The sequence below is a fragment of the Alteromonas sp. C1M14 genome (assembly GCF_018860965.1).
In the GTDB taxonomy this organism is placed as follows: domain Bacteria; phylum Pseudomonadota; class Gammaproteobacteria; order Enterobacterales; family Alteromonadaceae; genus Alteromonas.
In genome coordinates this window covers 143217-159780 of sequence record NZ_JAHKQF010000005.1, presented here as the reverse complement: position 1 = coordinate 159780, position 16564 = coordinate 143217, and the positions used below count along the sequence as shown (strand labels likewise).

The window sequence follows — 16564 nt, the reverse complement described above, 5'->3', positions numbered from 1 at the left end:
GAAAATAACGAGAAAGGTCATGAACTTAAATCAGGCTACTATTCGCATTAAAAATCTTCGATTACGCACTTACATTGGGATTAACGAAGATGAAGTACTTAACATGCAAGATGTCATTATCAACGCCAAACTGCATTACGATGCAGGCCGCGCCACCGATACCGATAACATGTGCGACGCGTTAAATTATAAAACGGTGACTAAAGCCATCATTAAATTAGTCGAAGAAAACCGCTTTGCGCTTTTAGAAAAACTCACTGCTCAAGTGTTATCGATTGCCGCCGAACATCCTTGGGTAACCTATGCTGAAGTCGAAGTCGATAAACCTCATGCATTACGCTTTGCCGACTCTGTTTCATTAACACTGTCCTGCGTAAAAGAGTAACGGAGACCATTTTGAATATATTCATCACCGGTGGTACCGGCCTTATTGGCAAGCATCTCATTGCCGCGCTACAACCTGATCATCAGTGTACGGTGCTAACCCGTGATCCGGAAAAAGCCGCATCGGTGCTGCCTGAGTCGGTAACCTTCATCACGACCTTACATGAAGTACCCGATTTTTCTGTCTTTGATGGGGTTATTAATTTAGCCGGTGAACCTATTGCCGATAAACGTTGGTCATCACTGCAAAAACAACGTATTTGCCAAAGCCGATGGGATTTAACCACCCAACTGGTAGACCGAATAACGCACTGTAAGCAGCCGCCTTCGGTGTTTTTATCAGGTTCAGCCATTGGCTTTTACGGCCGACAAGGCGATGAAAAAGTCACCGAAGACACCTACACGGTACACCCAGAGTTCTCTCATGAGGTATGCCAACGATGGGAAAAAATAGCCTCAGAAGCGGCGTCAGATAGCACCCGAGTATGCCTTTTGCGCACCGGTGTCGTGTTAGACAAAGCTCAAGGCGCACTACCGAAAATGGCGCTACCGGTAAAATTGGGGTTAGGCGGAAAAATAGGCCACGGTAAACAGTATTTATCGTGGATCCATATCGACGACATGGTTAGCGCCATTCTATTTTTATTGCAAAATCCCCACTGCCAAGGCCCATATAACCTGACTGCACCACATCCACAAAGCAATGCAAACTTTACTAAAACCCTTGCTTCTGTGCTAAACAGACCGGCGTTTTTCACCGTGCCCACCTTTGTGTTATCCATAATGATGGGAGAATCGGCAGAACTGGTTACCACCGGCCAATATGTCGAACCACAAAAGTTACGTCAGGCAGGGTTTTCATTTCAATATCCTTCGCTGCCTAACGCACTCAGTCAGATTTACGCTAAAGCCTAAACCCCTTTTGGGCCTTAAATCATCTTACGCAATAAGGTTGTGGTGTTTAACGACAGTAATCGCCAGCAACCAATGGCGCCCAGCGCCCCCACGACAATTGCCCCCACTGTTGGTGCAATGATCCAAAACTGCGGATGCAATGAGGCTTGCATCTGAAACACTTCGGTTTGCAGCATATAAAGGCTTAATTCATTGGCCAAGGCCGCCATAAAGCCTGCCACGATGCCAATGATAATAAACTCATAAACCACGCTAAGGCGTATTAGGCTGCCTTTGGCACCTAAGGTTCGCAATATGGCCAATTCTTGCTGACGTTCATCCATAGACGCTTGTACCTGAGCAATCAGCACCAACGCGCCGGCGGCCAGAACCAAAATAAGAATAAACTCAACGGCCAACGACACTTGTTCCACAATGTCGCGTAATTGATTTATCCGTGCGTCCACGTCAAACAGCGTGGTTGAGGCAAAGGGCTGCAATAACGCAGTTAACGCTTGTTTACGTTCTGATGGTAAATAAAAGCTAGTGATATAGGTTGGTGAAAAATCCTGCATCGCCGCCGGTGAAAGCACAAAGAAAAAGTTTGGCTGCATGGTTTGCCAGTCGACCTTACGCAAACTGGTTACCCTTGACTGCACTTCTTCACTGCCAATGTTAAAGGTTAATAGATCTCCTAACTCAATGCCTAAACGTTCGGCCACATCAGATTCCACCGACACCGGATAAATACCATCCGTTGGCTTTTCTACCTGATTACCCTGCCAGTTTCCGGCTACGATTTCATTGCCCGATTGTAAGGTATTGCTCCAGGTAAGGTTAGCTTCTCGGCCTAATCCTGTGCGCCCTTCTCGGCTTCCGTCATCATCGTCTTTTGATACCTCGGTATTCACTCTTTCGCCGTTTACCGCCACAAAACGCCCTCGCACCACGGGGAAGAAATCTGAGGTTTGTACATCGTTTTGTGCAAAGTGCGCTTCTAACTCTGGCTTTTGGGTTTCGGTAATATTAATAAGGAAATAATTAGGCGTGCCTTCGGGCAGTTGGGCACGCCACTGCTCCACCATGTCGTTGCGCATCACCAGAACCACAAGCAATAACAACAAGGTTACCGAAAAGCTAATGAGCTGCACGCTGTTATCCATCGCACGGCGGCTGATCCGCGCCCAAGCCAAACGCCATGGCCCCATAGAACCACTACCAAGCTTACGCCCTATACGAATAAGCCCTACGGTCACCACCATTAAACCGGCAACTAAGGCAATGCCCGAAATAAACAAAATAGCACTGATTTTTAAATCCTGACTGTAGGTCCACATCAGGGCAAATATCGCGCCACCTGCGGCCAAAAACTGCAAGCTTTTAGCCTGTAAATTGGTACTCATATCTCGGCGTAGTACCCGTAATGGAGGAACCGAAAACAGCTGCAACAAAGGGTAAAGTGAAAATAGCAAGGCGCACACAACACCGGTAAAAATTGCCATTAAAATAGGTCGCCAGTGCCAAACATCAAGTGACACCTCCACGTTTGCCGCAAGCACGGTGATCACAACCTGCTGAATAATCATGCCGGCAATAACCCCCAGCACAATACCTAACAGGGTGATAAAGCAAATTTGCAATGTGTAAATGCGCCGAATGGTTGTTTTACTGGCGCCTAAGGTTTTCATAATGGCCACGGGATCGAAGTGGCGCTGACTGTAGCGCTGGGCCGCCACCGCAATCGAAACAGCAGCAAGTATAATGGCCAATAAACTGGCCAATAAAAAATACCGTTCGGCACGTTTTACCGACCGTCCAATGGGCGAGTCATCGTCAGACGCGGCTTGCCAACGATGCAGTTCATCGTTTAACTGTGGGCGAAGCCAATCATAAAATTGACTCAAGTTTTGCTCATCACCGGTAAAGTAGGTTTTGTACGTCACTCGGCTACCTGGGCCGGTAATATCCGCACTTGCCACATCGCGTTGGCGGATCAACACAATGGGTTCGGTGGTAAACAAACTAAACCCTGCGTCGGGTATTTCACTCAGTACCCCTGACACCCGAAAACTGGCATCGCCAACATAAATAGTGCCGCCTATGGACACATCTAGCAGCTGAAAAAGTCGTGAGTCTATCCAGGCTTCACCGGGCTGGGGCAAGTTATCTGCCGGATGCGCTTCGCCAAAAGGCGCATCCGCCACCAAAATAGTGCCTTTAAGTGGGTAGTTCTCATTTACTGCTCGTAAATCTACCAACGACATTTGCGTTTCACCAAAGGCCATAGAACGGGTGGCAACCTGACTAGCGGTATCTAAGCCATCCTCATGGGCTTGTTGTACCCAAGCCCCTTCGATGGGCTGGGAAGCACGCAATTGGGTATCGGCGGCTAAAAAACTGGCTGAACGCTCTTGCAACGCCCCTTGCAAACGCTCTGAGAATAATGACAACGACAGCACCGAGGCAACAGACAATACAATGGCCAGCAAAATAATGGTTAATTCACCGCGTTTGGCTTCATGTTTGAACAGCCGCCATGCCAAACTAGAAACAATACCCATACTATGCTCCCTGCTCGGTGGCAGTGTCGCTGCTGGTGGTTTCAGTTAAAGCGCCACCTTGCATATTTAGCTGACGCTGGCATCGCTTGGCCAGTTTACTATCGTGGGTAACTAAAATTAATGTGGTGCCTAATTCTTGGTTCATTTTGAATAACAGCTGCTCTATTTTTTCACTATTTGCAGCATCTAAATTACCGGTGGGCTCGTCGGCGAAAAGTATTTTGGGTTGGTTGATAAAAGCACGGGCAACCGCTACCCGCTGCTGTTCGCCACCGGAAAGTTGGTTAGGGTAATGATGAGCACGATGAGACAAACCAACTTGTTCTAAAATGGTTTTTGCTCGGGCTTTGGCGTCTTTAAGCCCTGCGATTTCTGCCGGCAACATCACATTTTCAATGGCCGTTAAACTTTGCACTAACATGAAGCTTTGAAAAATAAAGCCAACTTTCTCTCCCCGTAGGCGAGCGCGGGCTTCTTCATTCATGTTGTGTAAGCCTTCGTCATTAAGATAAATCTCACCGGAGGACACCTCATCAAGCCCTGCGAGTAAACCCAATAAAGTGGATTTACCGGAACCTGACGCACCAACAATGGCAACAGACTCGCCAGCCTTGACTTCAAAGGAAATAGGCTGAAGGATCTGAAGTTCACCTTCACTCGTAGAAACTGTTTTTGTAACTTTTTGGGTACTTATCATAAGGAGTAGTCACTGTCGTGTATTTATTGCAACGATATCGCCGTGGGATATACACACTGGCCTTAGTATTTTTACCGCTGTTTCTGATTTCAGATCATCTTTATGCCGCTACAAGAGACACACAAAGTTCGGCGCAATTCAAATTGTTAGTTCTTGGTGACAGCCTAAGCGCAGGCTATGGTCTTGAGCAAGAAGAAAGTTGGGTTAGTGTGTTACAAAATATCTGGAACGAAGAGTCTATTCCGATTGAAGTGGTAAATGCTGCGATAAGCGGAGAAACCACCGACGGTGGTTTAGCCCGTCTACCACGCTTGCTTGAGCAACACCATCCAACCCACTTGCTCATAGAATTAGGGGGAAATGACGGCTTACAAGGTCATTTAGTGGCTAAAACCCAAAAAAACTTAAATTCTATGGTTAAGCTTGCCCGAGATGCAGGGGCAACGGTTTTTATCCAAGACATGGAGATCCCATCCAATTACGGTAAACGTTATACCCAAATGTTTGCAGACTCCTTCGACACTGTCGCGGCAGAAAATAACATTGTGCTGATCCCGTTTTTTCTTGCTGACATCGCCCTAGATAAAACCCTGATGCAACGGGATGGTATTCACCCAAACGGCACTGCCCAGCCCCAAATAGCTCACTTCATGTATGAGCAGCTAACGCCGTTAATCATCCATTAATTTGTCACAAAAAAGCCCCCCAGCGGTGCAACACCGCTGGGGGGCTTTTTGTTGTGCTAGCTTACTTTAACTAGGGTTTAACGTAATGAGAGGTCTCGCCGTTAGGATTTGCCTGCACTTTAAGGTATCGGTCTCGCAGCCTGGTCTGCCGAGATGTCATATCGATGGCTTCACCGTCGATAAAGACCTGCTCGGCCGCTTCGGTTACTTCTAGAGGATCACCGCTCCAGATCACCACATCAGCTTGTAGCCCTGGCGCTAACGCACCGACTTTATCGTCAACCCCCAAAATTTGGGCAGGTACTGATGTTAAGCTGGCTATGCCTGCTTCGTAGGATAAGCCATTGGCCACTGCGTTTCCGGCATGTTGGCTCGCAAGGCGAATATTGTGCGTTTCAATACCGATAGCGACCTTCACTCCGGCTTTCTCTAAACGCCCTGCGTTATGCAACGTGGATCCCACTTGATCAAAGTTACTCGGTAAATTTGCTTGGGGATCAAGAATAACCGGAATATCAGCGGCGGCTAGCTCATCGGCCACACGCCAAGCTTCTGCACCATGTACCAACACTAATTTAATGTCAGGATGACGCTTTTTAAATGCCAATACTTGTCGAATGTCCGCGCTGCGATCGGCCTGAATAAAAAGCGGTACAGAACCGTCGATAACGGCTTTTAATGCCTGTAAATCGGCCCGTGTATTGATGCCTTCCCAGGTTGTGGTTAACGATGGTACAGATGAAGTAGAGCTGGCTTCGTTAAGCACCGACTCTAATAGCACCCACAATGCAGTGCGCGAGCCACCATGCTCATCGGCGGCGCTACCGGTCATGTTTACCACCATAAAGCTATGGTTTTTCACGATTTGCCCATCATCATCCAGGCTAATTACCGCGCCTTGCCCGCGAAAGAGCAAATCGGTACGTTCTATTGACGTGCCTGCCGTGGTAAACCCTTCAATGCGGGTAATATCAATTAATGAAGAATCTGGATTAATGGCATAGGAAGGATCCAACGCCGCGCCGGTATGGCTAATGGCAGAATCGCCCACTGATGAGTCTACCTCACCCGCCCAACTTGATACTTCCACTAAACCCAGTGAGGTCAGCGCACCAATAAAGCCTGGCGTTACCACCTTGCCGCTGGCATCAATACGGGTATAGCCGTCAGGGACTTCACCTTGTTCACTAACACTTTGAATTTTGCCATCTCGAATAAGCACGGTGCCAGATTCAATGGTACCTTGCTCGGTCTGGGTGAGGATTTTACCGCCCACAATGGCGATGTTTTCTGCAAAGGCTGACGTACTTAACGCCGCCGCAATGGCTAATGATAAAATACGTTTCATTTTGCGTCTCCCTCGCCGACCTGGCCTACTTCAAAATCACTTAATGGCCAGTTGTCTTTATCCTCTAATGTGAATGCTTCACCACCGTCTATATACACCCGTTCTGCTTTTGAATAGGTAGAAAATGGACTCCCGGTCCAAAGCACAACATCGGCGTTTTTACCTGTTTCTAAAGAGCCTGTTTGGTCGAAAATTCCCAAAGACTTTGCCGGATTTGCACTTAACCATTGCCACGCATCAGCCATGTCGATATCAATACCGGCACGCTTACCGTCAGACCAAGCTTTAGCCGCTTCTTGATTGAGTCTTTGAATACCAAGATCATCATCGGAATGCACAATGGTGCACGCTTTTGCCTGATGAACCATTGGGATATTTTCACGAATGCCATCGTAAGCTTCTAACTTAAAGCCCCACCAGTCTGCCCAAAGGGAGGCACAAACATTATTTTCTGCCAACTTATCGGCAATTTTGTAGGCTTCTACCGCATGATGAAATGACGAGATCTGGTAATTAAACTCTTTCATCATGTCCATCATCACCACCATTTCGTCGGCCCGATAGCAATGCATATGCACTAAAATATCGCCATTGAGTACACCGGCCATGGTTTCTTTATCTAGATCGCGTTTCGGGGCTTTGGGGTTTTTGCCGGCATTATAATCTGCCTCGTATTTTTCCCAATCCCGCATGTATGCTTGGGTATCTGCCCATGCTTGGCGGTAGCCTTTTACATTACCCATGCGAGTAGCCGGGCCGCCTCGTTTACCATAAACCCGTTTAGGGTTTTCACCACACGCCATCTTCATGCCATATGGTGCATCAGGAAACTTCATGTCTTGCATCGTGCGGCTAGGGACATTTTTAAGCACCACCGAGCGACCACCAAACAAATTGGCCGAACCGGGTAAGATTTGTAACGCGGTTACGCCACCGGCTAAGGCTCTGCCAAAACCAGGATCTTGAGGCCACACAGAATGTTCTGCCCACACCCCAGGTGTCACAGGGCTGGTGGCTTCATTTCCATCTGATGTTGAGCCAATCGAAGGAGAAGGATAGACACCTAAGTGACTATGGTTATCGATGATACCGGGCGTGACCCATTTGCCAGTGCCGTCAATAACGATGGCATCCGCCGGATACTCTACCGACTGGCCCACGGCTACGATCTTGCCATCAGCAAAGTAGATTTCTCCTTGCTCAATTTTATTTCCTACGCCATCGAGAATGGTCACGTTAGTGATCACAGTAGGTTTACCGGCTATGGGTGCGTAGGTACTAGGGTAAGGATCGGTGTGTATTGAAACATGGGGGGCCGCTTGTGTATTTTGCGTCGAAGCCGTGCTTGCGCAGGCTACAAGCGCAGAAGAACATAAGCAAGCCAGCGCAATGGCCAGCTTTGATGGTGTGTGATTCATGTTAACTTCCGTTTTTGGATTATTTTATTATCGTGTTGTGACAGCGCTATTAGTTTTTATAGAACTGCCCATTTCAACGTAAACAATAAACCATAAACAAGCAAGTTGAGGTGAGACTAATCTTCTGTGCCTTGCGAGGACTGACGTTGTAGTACTGCCACGATATCTTCAGCCTTCTGCATTCGCCGAATATCGTTAAATAAAACATCAGCCTGTGCATACTGACGTTTTAAATAACCGCACCATTGTTTAATTCTGTTGGGATAATATCGCCCTTTGTCACCATATATCTCGTAGCCCGAATACCGAATAAGTAAATCGGCCACTTCATGCCAGGGCATAATGGGTTCTTGGTGTTTAATGGTGCGAGCCAAATTAGGCATCGCCAGTGCCCCCCGCCCTAACATAATATCCATACATCCTGATTGCGCTTGGCATTGTTTGGCATCTTGGGCGTGCCAGATTTCCCCATTGGCCACCAAAGGGATAGACGTATGTTGCCGGATTTTGTCAATCCAATCCCAGTAAGCTGGCGGCTTGTAACCTTCGGTTTTAGTGCGGGCATGCACCACCAATTGGTCTGCTCCGGCTTCTGTGATCGCCACGGCGTTTTCTATCGCTAAGGATTTATCTTCAAACCCCAGACGTATTTTTGCTGTCACGGGTTGCGAGGACGGCACGGCCTCGCGTACCGCTTTGACAATGCTATACAGGGTTTCGGTTTCTTTAAGCAGTACTGCCCCACCCTTGCTTTTATTGACGGTTTTAGCCGGGCAACCAAAATTTAAATCTACCCCTGGTGAGCCTAATTCCACCGCGGTTTGCGCATTTTCAGCTAACCAACCTGGCTCTTGTCCAAGTAGCTGAACGCGCACCGGCACGCCAGCAGGCGTGCAACTGCCGTGATGCAGTTCTGGGCAAATCTTGAAAAAGGTCTTTTTGGGTAATTTTTGATCGACCACCCGGACAAATTCCGTAACGCACAAATCAAAGCCACCCACTCGGGTGAGCATGTCACGCATAAGGTGATCAACAACCCCTTCCATGGGAGCCAGTAAAATTCGCATCGCTTAATCTCTATTAGATGTTGCCGTATTTATTCACAACGAACCTACATGGAAGAATAACCTTAAAAGGTTTACCCCTTCACTTTGCCCGTGGATTTTTGTTGCCACAAACAAACGTGAACCCCAAACCGTGCCATTAGGTACGTTGAAAAAGCGGCATCGTTGGCACATGGTTGGGTGACAAGGTGTTGCTTTCGCCCGTCGTAAATTAAGGCAGTATATACAATCATAGTGTTTCCTCACATATCAGCGAGAAAACTATACATCTAGACGTCTATGCTTTCAAACATCTAAACTATTTTCCATGATGATTATTGGCCCTACCGATCATCGATAGGGCCATCACGGTGTTATTAGTTGCCTTCAACGATATAGTGTAAAGCGCCTAATATGGCTGCCACCTGAGCTTCGTTACAAATGGCGGGAGTGGCACTTGGGCTGTCGGGATAGACTTCAGTTGTGGTTACGTAAGGGGCATCGGTTACCCCCCCACACAAATGCAGCGCCTTTTTGTCGTAACAAATTACCCCATCAGACAGCACTTCTTCGCCAATTATCTGGCTGCTCGCATCCGCTGGCGCAATATGGGTAACTGCCGACACAGATTGCACGATGGCTTGTTGAAAGCCTAACTCGATTTTGTGTTTGTCTGCCACCAAATAAAAGCCATCAGGAATATCCCAAACATCGTGGCTAACCCCGTCTCGGGCCGATAATGCGGGTCTAAATTCAGAGTTATCGGTATCGGTGGTTTCATGCAAATCAATATGCATGTGCACTGGCTCTTCTACTTGTTCCAGCATGGCAATTAATTGTGCTGCCTCTGGCGCCGCAGAACCCGCTATAAAGTTACGATTAGGATCTAACGCATAAGGATCCCACCGATTAATGGTTTCGTAACCCCACGGGCTTACACAGGGCACAATAATGAAATTACATTTTTCAATCCAATCTGACAGGTGCTCACGAGCAAACATAATCGCCCCTTGGACACCGCTGGTTTCGTATCCATGTACGCCACCGGTAATTAGCACCGTGGGCAATTGGGTATTGAATTTTTTAGGGCAATACATCATCAAAGGGTAACGCTGAGCGTCGTATGGCAGCGCGCCGTATTGCGACAACTGGTAGCCTTGTGGCGCTTCGGGTAAACGGTCAAGTACTTCGTTTTGATAGCTGCGCTTTACCGTTTGTGCTTCAAACCATTGTTCTTTTTCTGACGGTGTCCATGGTTTGCCGGGAGTGCCGATAAAATAGTTGTGCATACTTCACCTAGTTATTATGTGTGAACGCGCATTTTACCACGGTTAGCCATGCCTTCACTATGGTGGTGTTTATCGGTGTTGCAGTTGGTGAAAAAATCGATGGAATAACCGAATTGGTCTTGTGCGTGACTTTTTGAATTAAAAAAAAGACCAGCAAATGCTGGTCTTTTTATTTGGCGTCCCCTAGGGGATTCGAACCCCTGTTACCGCCGTGAAAGGGCGGTGTCCTAGGCCTCTAGACGAAGGGGACAGAAAACGTTCTGTCCGTAGGACTTAACCTACAGCCTATTTCACAGTATTAATCGACTGTGACGCGATAAATATGGCGTCCCCTAGGGGATTCGAACCCCTGTTACCGCCGTGAAAGGGCGGTGTCCTAGGCCTCTAGACGAAGGGGACAGATAATTCTGTCCGTAGGACTTAACCTACAGCCTATTTCACAGTATTAATCGACTGTGACGCGATGAATATGGCGTCCCCTAGGGGATTCGAACCCCTGTTACCGCCGTGAAAGGGCGGTGTCCTAGGCCTCTAGACGAAGGGGACAGATAATTCTGTCCGTAGGTGTTAACCTACAGCCTATCAAATCAACTTCTTAGAGAAGGAGGATTTGGTGGAGCCAGGCGGGATCGAACCGCCGACCTCTTGCATGCCATGCAAGCGCTCTCCCAGCTGAGCTATGGCCCCATCATCGAACTAATCATATTGAGTCATATGACTGTTCCCTGACAGCGGGGCGCATTCTAGGCATACCCCACTGTCCTGTCAACGCTTTTTTTAAGAATTTTCTCTGTTTGCTATAAAAGTGAGCGCTTTGTCTATTCTCTCGGCAATTTTCTCTTTTGACAGTAAATTCAAAGTAATATCCAACGAAGGTGAATTACCACTGCCCGTTACTGCCACCCGCAAAGGCATACCCACTTTACCCATGCCCACACCTAAAGAATCAGCTGCTTGGTTAATGGCAGCACCAATGTGTTCTGGCGACCAGGTTTCCACAGCCATTAGCGTTTCTTTTACGGTTTGAAGGGCTTGCTTTGCCACTGGGCGCAAATGCTTTTTCGCCGCTTTCTCATCAAAATCGGCAAAGTCCTGATAAAAATAGGTGCTGATTTCCGCCAATTCTTTTAACGTTTTAACACGGTCGGCCTGAATCGCTATTACCGCTTCTAATGCCGGACCGCCGCCAAGATCAACGTTCATCTGATCAAAATGCCACTTGGCTCTGGTCGCCACTTCGCTGGCCGGTAGCGATTTCATGTAATGCTGGTTCAGCCAAATCAGTTTTTCGGTATTAAATGCCGATGCAGACTGGCCGATGTCATCAAGGCTGAAATATTCAATCATTTCATCCACAGAAAAAATTTCCTGATCACCATGAGACCAACCTAAACGCACTAAATAATTAAGTACCGCCTGTGGCAGAAAACCGTCATCACGATACTGCATAACGCTAACTGCACCATGACGTTTCGATAACTTTTTGCCGTCATCACCTAAAATCATAGACACATGGGCATATTCAGGAATAGGCGCTCCCAGTGCTTTTAAGATATTAATTTGTCGTGGCGTGTTATTGATATGGTCTTCGCCCCGTACTACGTGCGACACCGCCATATCCCAGTCATCCACAACCACACAGAAATTATAGGTAGGTGAACCATCTGAACGTTGAATGATTAAATCATCCAGCTCACTGTTACTGATTTCTATTTTTCCGCGAATGTGATCGTTGATCACTACCGTACCTTCTAACGGGTTCTTAAAACGAATCGCATAAGGCTGGTCGGTTGGATGATCCGTACGCTCTCGCCACGTACCAGGATAACGGGGCTTTTCCCCTTTGGCTTTTTGCTCTTCCCGAATGGCATCCAATTCTTCTGAGCTCATAAAGCACTTATACGCTTTACCTTCATCAAGCAGTTGCTGAATAAGGGCTTTATACCGGTCGAACCGTTCCGTTTGATAGTAAGGGCCTTTATCCCAAGTTAGTCCCAACCATTGCATGCCATCTAAAATCGCTTGTTTAGCCTCTTCCGTAGAGCGTTCTAAATCCGTATCTTCAATACGCAGAACAAACTCCCCTCCTTGGCTTTTCGCATATAACCAGGAATACAAAGCGGTGCGGGCACCGCCTACATGAAGGTACCCTGTCGGGCTGGGCGCAAATCGTGTTACCACAGACATTCTTTTTCTCTATCAAACGTTGGTTAAAAAATTTTGCCGCTATTCTATCAGTCAAAGCCATTCGGCAAAAGAACAGCCAGTCGATAAAAACCCATCAGAGGTCGAATTGCTGTTTCCCCCGAATAAAAAGGGCTAAATTCGGCTTCATTGACTGCTTTTCATTCAAACGCGCTTTTTTCTTGAATTTTGTTGTTGACAGTGACGTAAGCAACTCTATAATACCGCCCCACTTGCCAAGCATGGCAAGTACAACAAACAGCGGACGCTTAGCTCAGTTGGGAGAGCATCGCCCTTACAAGGCGAGGGTCACTGGTTCAAGTCCAGTAGCGTCCACCACGTTTGTTACCATGTAAGACATTGGATGCTTAGCTCAGTTGGGAGAGCATCGCCCTTACAAGGCGAGGGTCACTGGTTCAAGTCCAGTAGCATCCACCACTTACATACCAGTTCTTTAGGACGCTTAGCTCAGTTGGGAGAGCATCGCCCTTACAAGGCGAGGGTCACTGGTTCAAGTCCAGTAGCGTCCACCATCTTCTCTATCTTCTACTTGTTCAATAATTCATCCATTATCTTCAATTGTATTTTCGTGTTATCTTTTTCTTTAAGCAGCAAAATAACCTTTTGTATCTTAGGCTTTTAGGGCTGTTTCGAAAATGCGGTGTCATGCAGTGAAATAAAACCTTATTTATTTGTCCACTGTAGCCGATAACAAGTGCAAAGCCCCATGACTACGGACAGATAACAACATCACGATGAATAATCAGCTAGCAAGGCAGGCGCGCGTATTGATCATTGACGATCAAATTCTCGCAAAAGGTTACCTCAAATACACATTAGAGGAATTGGGTTTTCAGCATATTATCTACACAGATGATGCTGAAACAGCCGTTGAGCATATTAAAACGTCCCATTTCGAGTTAGTTATTTGTGCGTATGATCTTAAGCACGAAAAAGAAGGCTATTTTCTTTATCAGCAATTGCAAGACCATCGACAACTTCCCCTTACAACCGGTTTTGTGTTTATCTCTGCCGATACCTCTGCTGAAATTGTCCATTCTATTGTAGAACTCCAGCCTGATGAGTTTTTAGCGAAACCGTTTTCTAACCAAGAACTTGATAAACGGCTAGAACGGGTATTAGAACGAAAGCATGCCCTTCACGGTGTCTACGTGCTAATGGAAAAACAAGCCTTTCCCGATGCCTTGATAGCGGTAGAACAAATATTGGCCAACACAGAAAATGCCGAGTTTATTCCCCTCGCGTTGCGCACAAAAGGCGAACTTTTATTGTTATGTGAGCACTTTACCGACGCCCTATCCTTCTACGAAAACATTAAAAATGTACAGAATTTTACATGGGCACAACTAGGTTTAGTGCGCAGCTTGCTGCATTTAGACCGTGACGAGGAAGCAGAAAAGCACATTCTACGTCTCGCTTTTCACCCTGACACAATGTTAAGCGCTTATGATTTGCTAGCAGCGCTGCAAATTAAACAAAATGAATTTGACGATGCCTTAGAGGCCATGATGATTGCCGGTGAGATTTCGCCAAATAACATTAAGCGCCATCAACAAGCCTGGGATTTAGCCCGCATCACCCACGACTATGAAGCACAATTTTTAGCTGCAAAACGCATTGTAAAATACGCCCATAACTCCATACACGATAAGCCAGAAAACTACCTCAACGTCGCCAGAGCGGGCATTGACTTCGCAATGACAACCGATAGCCGCCAAGCCAAGCAGCTTATTGAGCAAACCACGTCATTTTTAGAGCAAATGAAAACCGCTTTTCCCAAATCGAAGGATAGCGCTGAACTCAAAGTGATTGATGCGAGGCTTTATTATCTTGAAGATGAAACACACAAAGCACGGCAATTGCTTACCCAACTGTCTCAAACCAATTGGGATGGCGAAAGTACTGATGCCCTGATAGACAGAGCCAAAGCTTTCCATGAAGTGGGAATGCAAGAACATGCATTAACCATTTTAGACGAGGTAGAGCGCCGCTATACGGCCGATAGCGAGAATAACCCGCTATTGCTGCATTACATCAAGCAGGAAAAAGCCGAGAAAAAGGCGATTTCATCCAGTCCAAAAGCGTTGAATAATATTGCGGTTAGCCAATTTCAACTTGGTGAACATGAACAAGCCTTATCGACCTTGCAACAAGCGTTTCAGGTGATGCCGAAAAACACAGCGATCGCGCTTAATTTATTACAAGCCACCGCCAATGCACTTCGGGAAGCCCCATTACAGGACAGCACGAATCGCAAAGAATTAATCCGTCGATGCATGAATGTTATTGAATCGTCTTCCTTAACGGAACATCAGGAAAAACGGTACGCGCGTATTAAATCAGCGATGGAAGTACTGAATTAACGTTACTCTTGATGAATAATTTGACTGTACACCACAACATCATCGTCAAAAACCGCATCTCGATAACGAAAATCATACGCATAAGTTAGCCCTAAGTTTTTCATTACACCAATGGAGCCCCTGTTTTGTGGCAATGCCATGGCCGAAAATTGGTCAATTCCGCTTTTCGCTAGGGTATTTTTGATCTGTGTCGCCGCTTCTGTGGCGTAACCTTTTCCCCAGGCGTGTTGGTGAAAGCGCCAGCCTAGTTCAAGGTTGTTGTCGTTGCGTTCAGCCGTGAAAAACCCCATAGGACGTACTAGGATCCAGCCTAAGTCTGCGCTGGGCGAAGACAAGGTAGAAACCCGCCATAATCCCCACCCTTTGGATTGCTCAGAAAAGGCCTTAATGCGTGGTAAAAACACCTGTTGAATATCTTCCCATGGGGTTTTCTTGCCACCATTAAGGTAAGTCATTACCGCAGGATCTTGATCGATAGACCAAAGGAAATGGGCGTCATTATCGGTGACAAAATGGTACTGCAGACGTGCACTTTGGGGAATGTTCACGCTGGCTAACCGCCTAGCATTGCCAAGTGGGAAGTTGCCCCAGTGTTGCCATCATGAAGGTAATGAGTAGCGTGTTTTTGACCGAGTAGCGTTTGCAAATGCACCATCAGCGCATCTACATCTCCCTCTTTCAGCCAAGGGCGAATATCAAGACCATGTTCGCTGAAAAGACACAAGTGTAACTTACCGTTTGCCGCCACTCGAAGGCGATTACATGTGCTACAAAAATCTTTACTGTACGGCAAAATTAAACCAATACGGCCGGCGAAATCCGGGTGATGAAATTCTTCAGCCGGGCCTGCATCTTGCGTGCGGATCACGGGCGACCAGCCTTCATCAAGTAGCTGAGATTTAAACGGTAAGCCCGATAGATGTTGTTGATTGAAAAACTGAGGATGATCGCCGGTTTCCATCAATTCGATAAAACGCAACGTCACAGGGGTTTGCACTAACCAATCTTTAAATTCTTGCAACTGTTTACCGGCAAACCCTTTGAGCAGCACAGTGTTAACTTTCACCCGCAGCCCTACTTCCAGCGCCCGGTCTACCCCTTTTAAAATTTCTGTTAATTTATTTTGCCCGGTGATATCGGCAAACAAACGGGGATCAAGGCTATCGATACTCACATTGACCTGATCTAAACCGGCTTCTTTCCAAGCCAAAGCATCTTTAGCCAAACGACCGCCATGGGTGGTGGTAGCAATGGTTTTAATACCTTCGGTTTGTCGGCACAAACGGATGATGTCAGGAAAATCCCGACGTAAACTAGGCTCGCCACCGGTGATCCTGACTTTCGACGTCCCAAGGCGCGCAAAGGCTGTCACCAAAGTACGAATTTCAGGTACAGAAAGGAAACTGCTTTCAGAGGGGCCTTTATAACCGTCAGGCAAGCAGTACTGGCATTTGAAATTACAAGCCTCTGTTACTGACAGTCGCAAATAATGAAACTTCCGGCCGAAGCTATCTTGTAACAATAAAACACTCCAATCTGGTGACACTGAAAATAAAACGATGCCAAAGGAAAAACGATAATAACGACATAGACCAGTTAAAACAGATCAAACTTTCAAATACGTCATTTTGTTTAACTGCCTGATTAGGATACCATGCTTACACTGAAGCATACAG

The 16564-nt window shown here is 46.8% G+C and carries 14 protein-coding genes and 7 tRNA genes; 7 read left to right on the top strand and 14 right to left on the bottom strand.

Annotated features, from left to right (window positions below; translation table 11 throughout):
* Positions 1 to 19: 19 nt before the first annotated feature.
* A complete protein-coding gene (gene folX / locus KO501_RS04485; RefSeq protein WP_216028448.1) occupies positions 20 to 385 on the top strand; it encodes a dihydroneopterin triphosphate 2'-epimerase in 366 nt (121 codons plus the stop codon).
* Between the two features lie 11 nt (positions 386 to 396).
* Positions 397 to 1299 (top strand): TIGR01777 family oxidoreductase, encoded by a 903-nt coding sequence (locus KO501_RS04480; protein ID WP_216028447.1) that lies wholly within the window; start codon positions 397 to 399, stop codon positions 1297 to 1299.
* A gap of 14 nt (positions 1300 to 1313) precedes the next feature.
* Here the strand turns inward: KO501_RS04480 and KO501_RS04475 are convergent, their stop codons facing one another.
* Together KO501_RS04475 and KO501_RS04470 are read right to left on the bottom strand one after the other, a co-directional pair.
* Entirely contained in the window at positions 1314 to 3839 is a 2526-nt protein-coding gene (locus KO501_RS04475) for an FtsX-like permease family protein (protein WP_216028446.1), read from the bottom strand.
* Between the two features lies 1 nt (position 3840).
* A complete protein-coding gene (locus KO501_RS04470) occupies positions 3841 to 4536 on the bottom strand; it encodes an ABC transporter ATP-binding protein (protein WP_216028445.1) in 696 nt (231 codons plus the stop codon).
* An 83-nt stretch (positions 4537 to 4619) separates the two neighbouring features.
* Here KO501_RS04470 and KO501_RS04465 point away from each other — a divergent pair, with 83 nt between their 5' ends.
* Positions 4620 to 5222: an arylesterase gene (locus KO501_RS04465; protein WP_252728171.1), complete on the top strand. Its 603-nt coding sequence runs from the start codon at positions 4620 to 4622 to the stop codon at positions 5220 to 5222.
* 70 nt (positions 5223 to 5292) lie between these two features.
* Here KO501_RS04465 and KO501_RS04460 read toward each other — a convergent pair whose 3' ends face one another.
* From KO501_RS04460 to gltX, 10 genes are all read right to left on the bottom strand, one after another.
* Positions 5293 to 6570 (bottom strand): amidohydrolase family protein, encoded by a 1278-nt coding sequence (locus KO501_RS04460; RefSeq protein WP_216028444.1) that lies wholly within the window; start codon positions 6568 to 6570, stop codon positions 5293 to 5295.
* Positions 6567 to 7988 carry an amidohydrolase gene (locus tag KO501_RS04455; protein ID WP_216028443.1) on the bottom strand — a complete coding sequence of 474 codons (1422 nt, stop codon included), beginning with the start codon at positions 7986 to 7988 and terminating at the stop codon, positions 6567 to 6569. Before KO501_RS04455 ends, KO501_RS04460 begins: the two co-directional genes overlap by 4 nt.
* Before the next feature lie 116 nt (positions 7989 to 8104).
* Positions 8105 to 9055 carry a tRNA dihydrouridine(16) synthase DusC gene (gene dusC / locus KO501_RS04450; RefSeq protein ID WP_216028442.1) on the bottom strand — a complete coding sequence of 317 codons (951 nt, stop codon included), beginning with the start codon at positions 9053 to 9055 and terminating at the stop codon, positions 8105 to 8107.
* A 71-nt stretch (positions 9056 to 9126) separates the two neighbouring features.
* Complete coding sequence (locus KO501_RS04445; protein WP_216028441.1) at positions 9127 to 9285, bottom strand: hypothetical protein; 159 nt, start codon at positions 9283 to 9285, stop codon at positions 9127 to 9129.
* 123 nt (positions 9286 to 9408) lie between these two features.
* Positions 9409 to 10320: a M14 family metallocarboxypeptidase gene (locus KO501_RS04440; RefSeq protein WP_216028440.1), complete on the bottom strand. Its 912-nt coding sequence runs from the start codon at positions 10318 to 10320 to the stop codon at positions 9409 to 9411.
* A 174-nt stretch (positions 10321 to 10494) separates the two neighbouring features.
* Positions 10495 to 10570, bottom strand: a tRNA-Glu gene (locus tag KO501_RS04435).
* Between the two features lie 73 nt (positions 10571 to 10643).
* Positions 10644 to 10719, bottom strand: a tRNA-Glu gene (locus KO501_RS04430).
* A 71-nt stretch (positions 10720 to 10790) separates the two neighbouring features.
* Positions 10791 to 10866, bottom strand: a tRNA-Glu gene (locus KO501_RS04425).
* A gap of 65 nt (positions 10867 to 10931) precedes the next feature.
* Positions 10932 to 11007 (bottom strand) — tRNA-Ala (locus tag KO501_RS04420).
* Positions 11008 to 11097: 90 nt separating this feature from the next.
* Positions 11098 to 12507 (bottom strand): glutamate--tRNA ligase, encoded by a 1410-nt coding sequence (gene gltX / locus KO501_RS04415; protein ID WP_216028439.1) that lies wholly within the window; start codon positions 12505 to 12507, stop codon positions 11098 to 11100.
* 260 nt (positions 12508 to 12767) lie between these two features.
* Here gltX and KO501_RS04410 point away from each other — a divergent pair.
* From KO501_RS04410 to KO501_RS04395, 4 genes are all read left to right on the top strand, one after another.
* A tRNA-Val gene (locus tag KO501_RS04410) sits at positions 12768 to 12843 on the top strand.
* 23 nt (positions 12844 to 12866) lie between these two features.
* Positions 12867 to 12942, top strand: a tRNA-Val gene (locus KO501_RS04405).
* Between the two features lie 19 nt (positions 12943 to 12961).
* Positions 12962 to 13037, top strand: a tRNA-Val gene (locus KO501_RS04400).
* A gap of 222 nt (positions 13038 to 13259) precedes the next feature.
* Entirely contained in the window at positions 13260 to 14888 is a 1629-nt protein-coding gene (locus tag KO501_RS04395; protein ID WP_216028438.1) for a response regulator, read from the top strand.
* A gap of 2 nt (positions 14889 to 14890) precedes the next feature.
* Here KO501_RS04395 and KO501_RS04390 read toward each other — a convergent pair whose 3' ends face one another.
* Positions 14891 to 15436, bottom strand: coding sequence for a GNAT family N-acetyltransferase (locus KO501_RS04390; protein WP_216028437.1), 546 nt, complete (start codon positions 15434 to 15436; stop codon positions 14891 to 14893).
* Between the two features lie 5 nt (positions 15437 to 15441).
* Positions 15442 to 16410: a GTP 3',8-cyclase MoaA gene (gene moaA, locus KO501_RS04385; RefSeq protein ID WP_216028436.1), complete on the bottom strand. Its 969-nt coding sequence runs from the start codon at positions 16408 to 16410 to the stop codon at positions 15442 to 15444.
* Positions 16411 to 16564 lie beyond the last annotated feature (154 nt).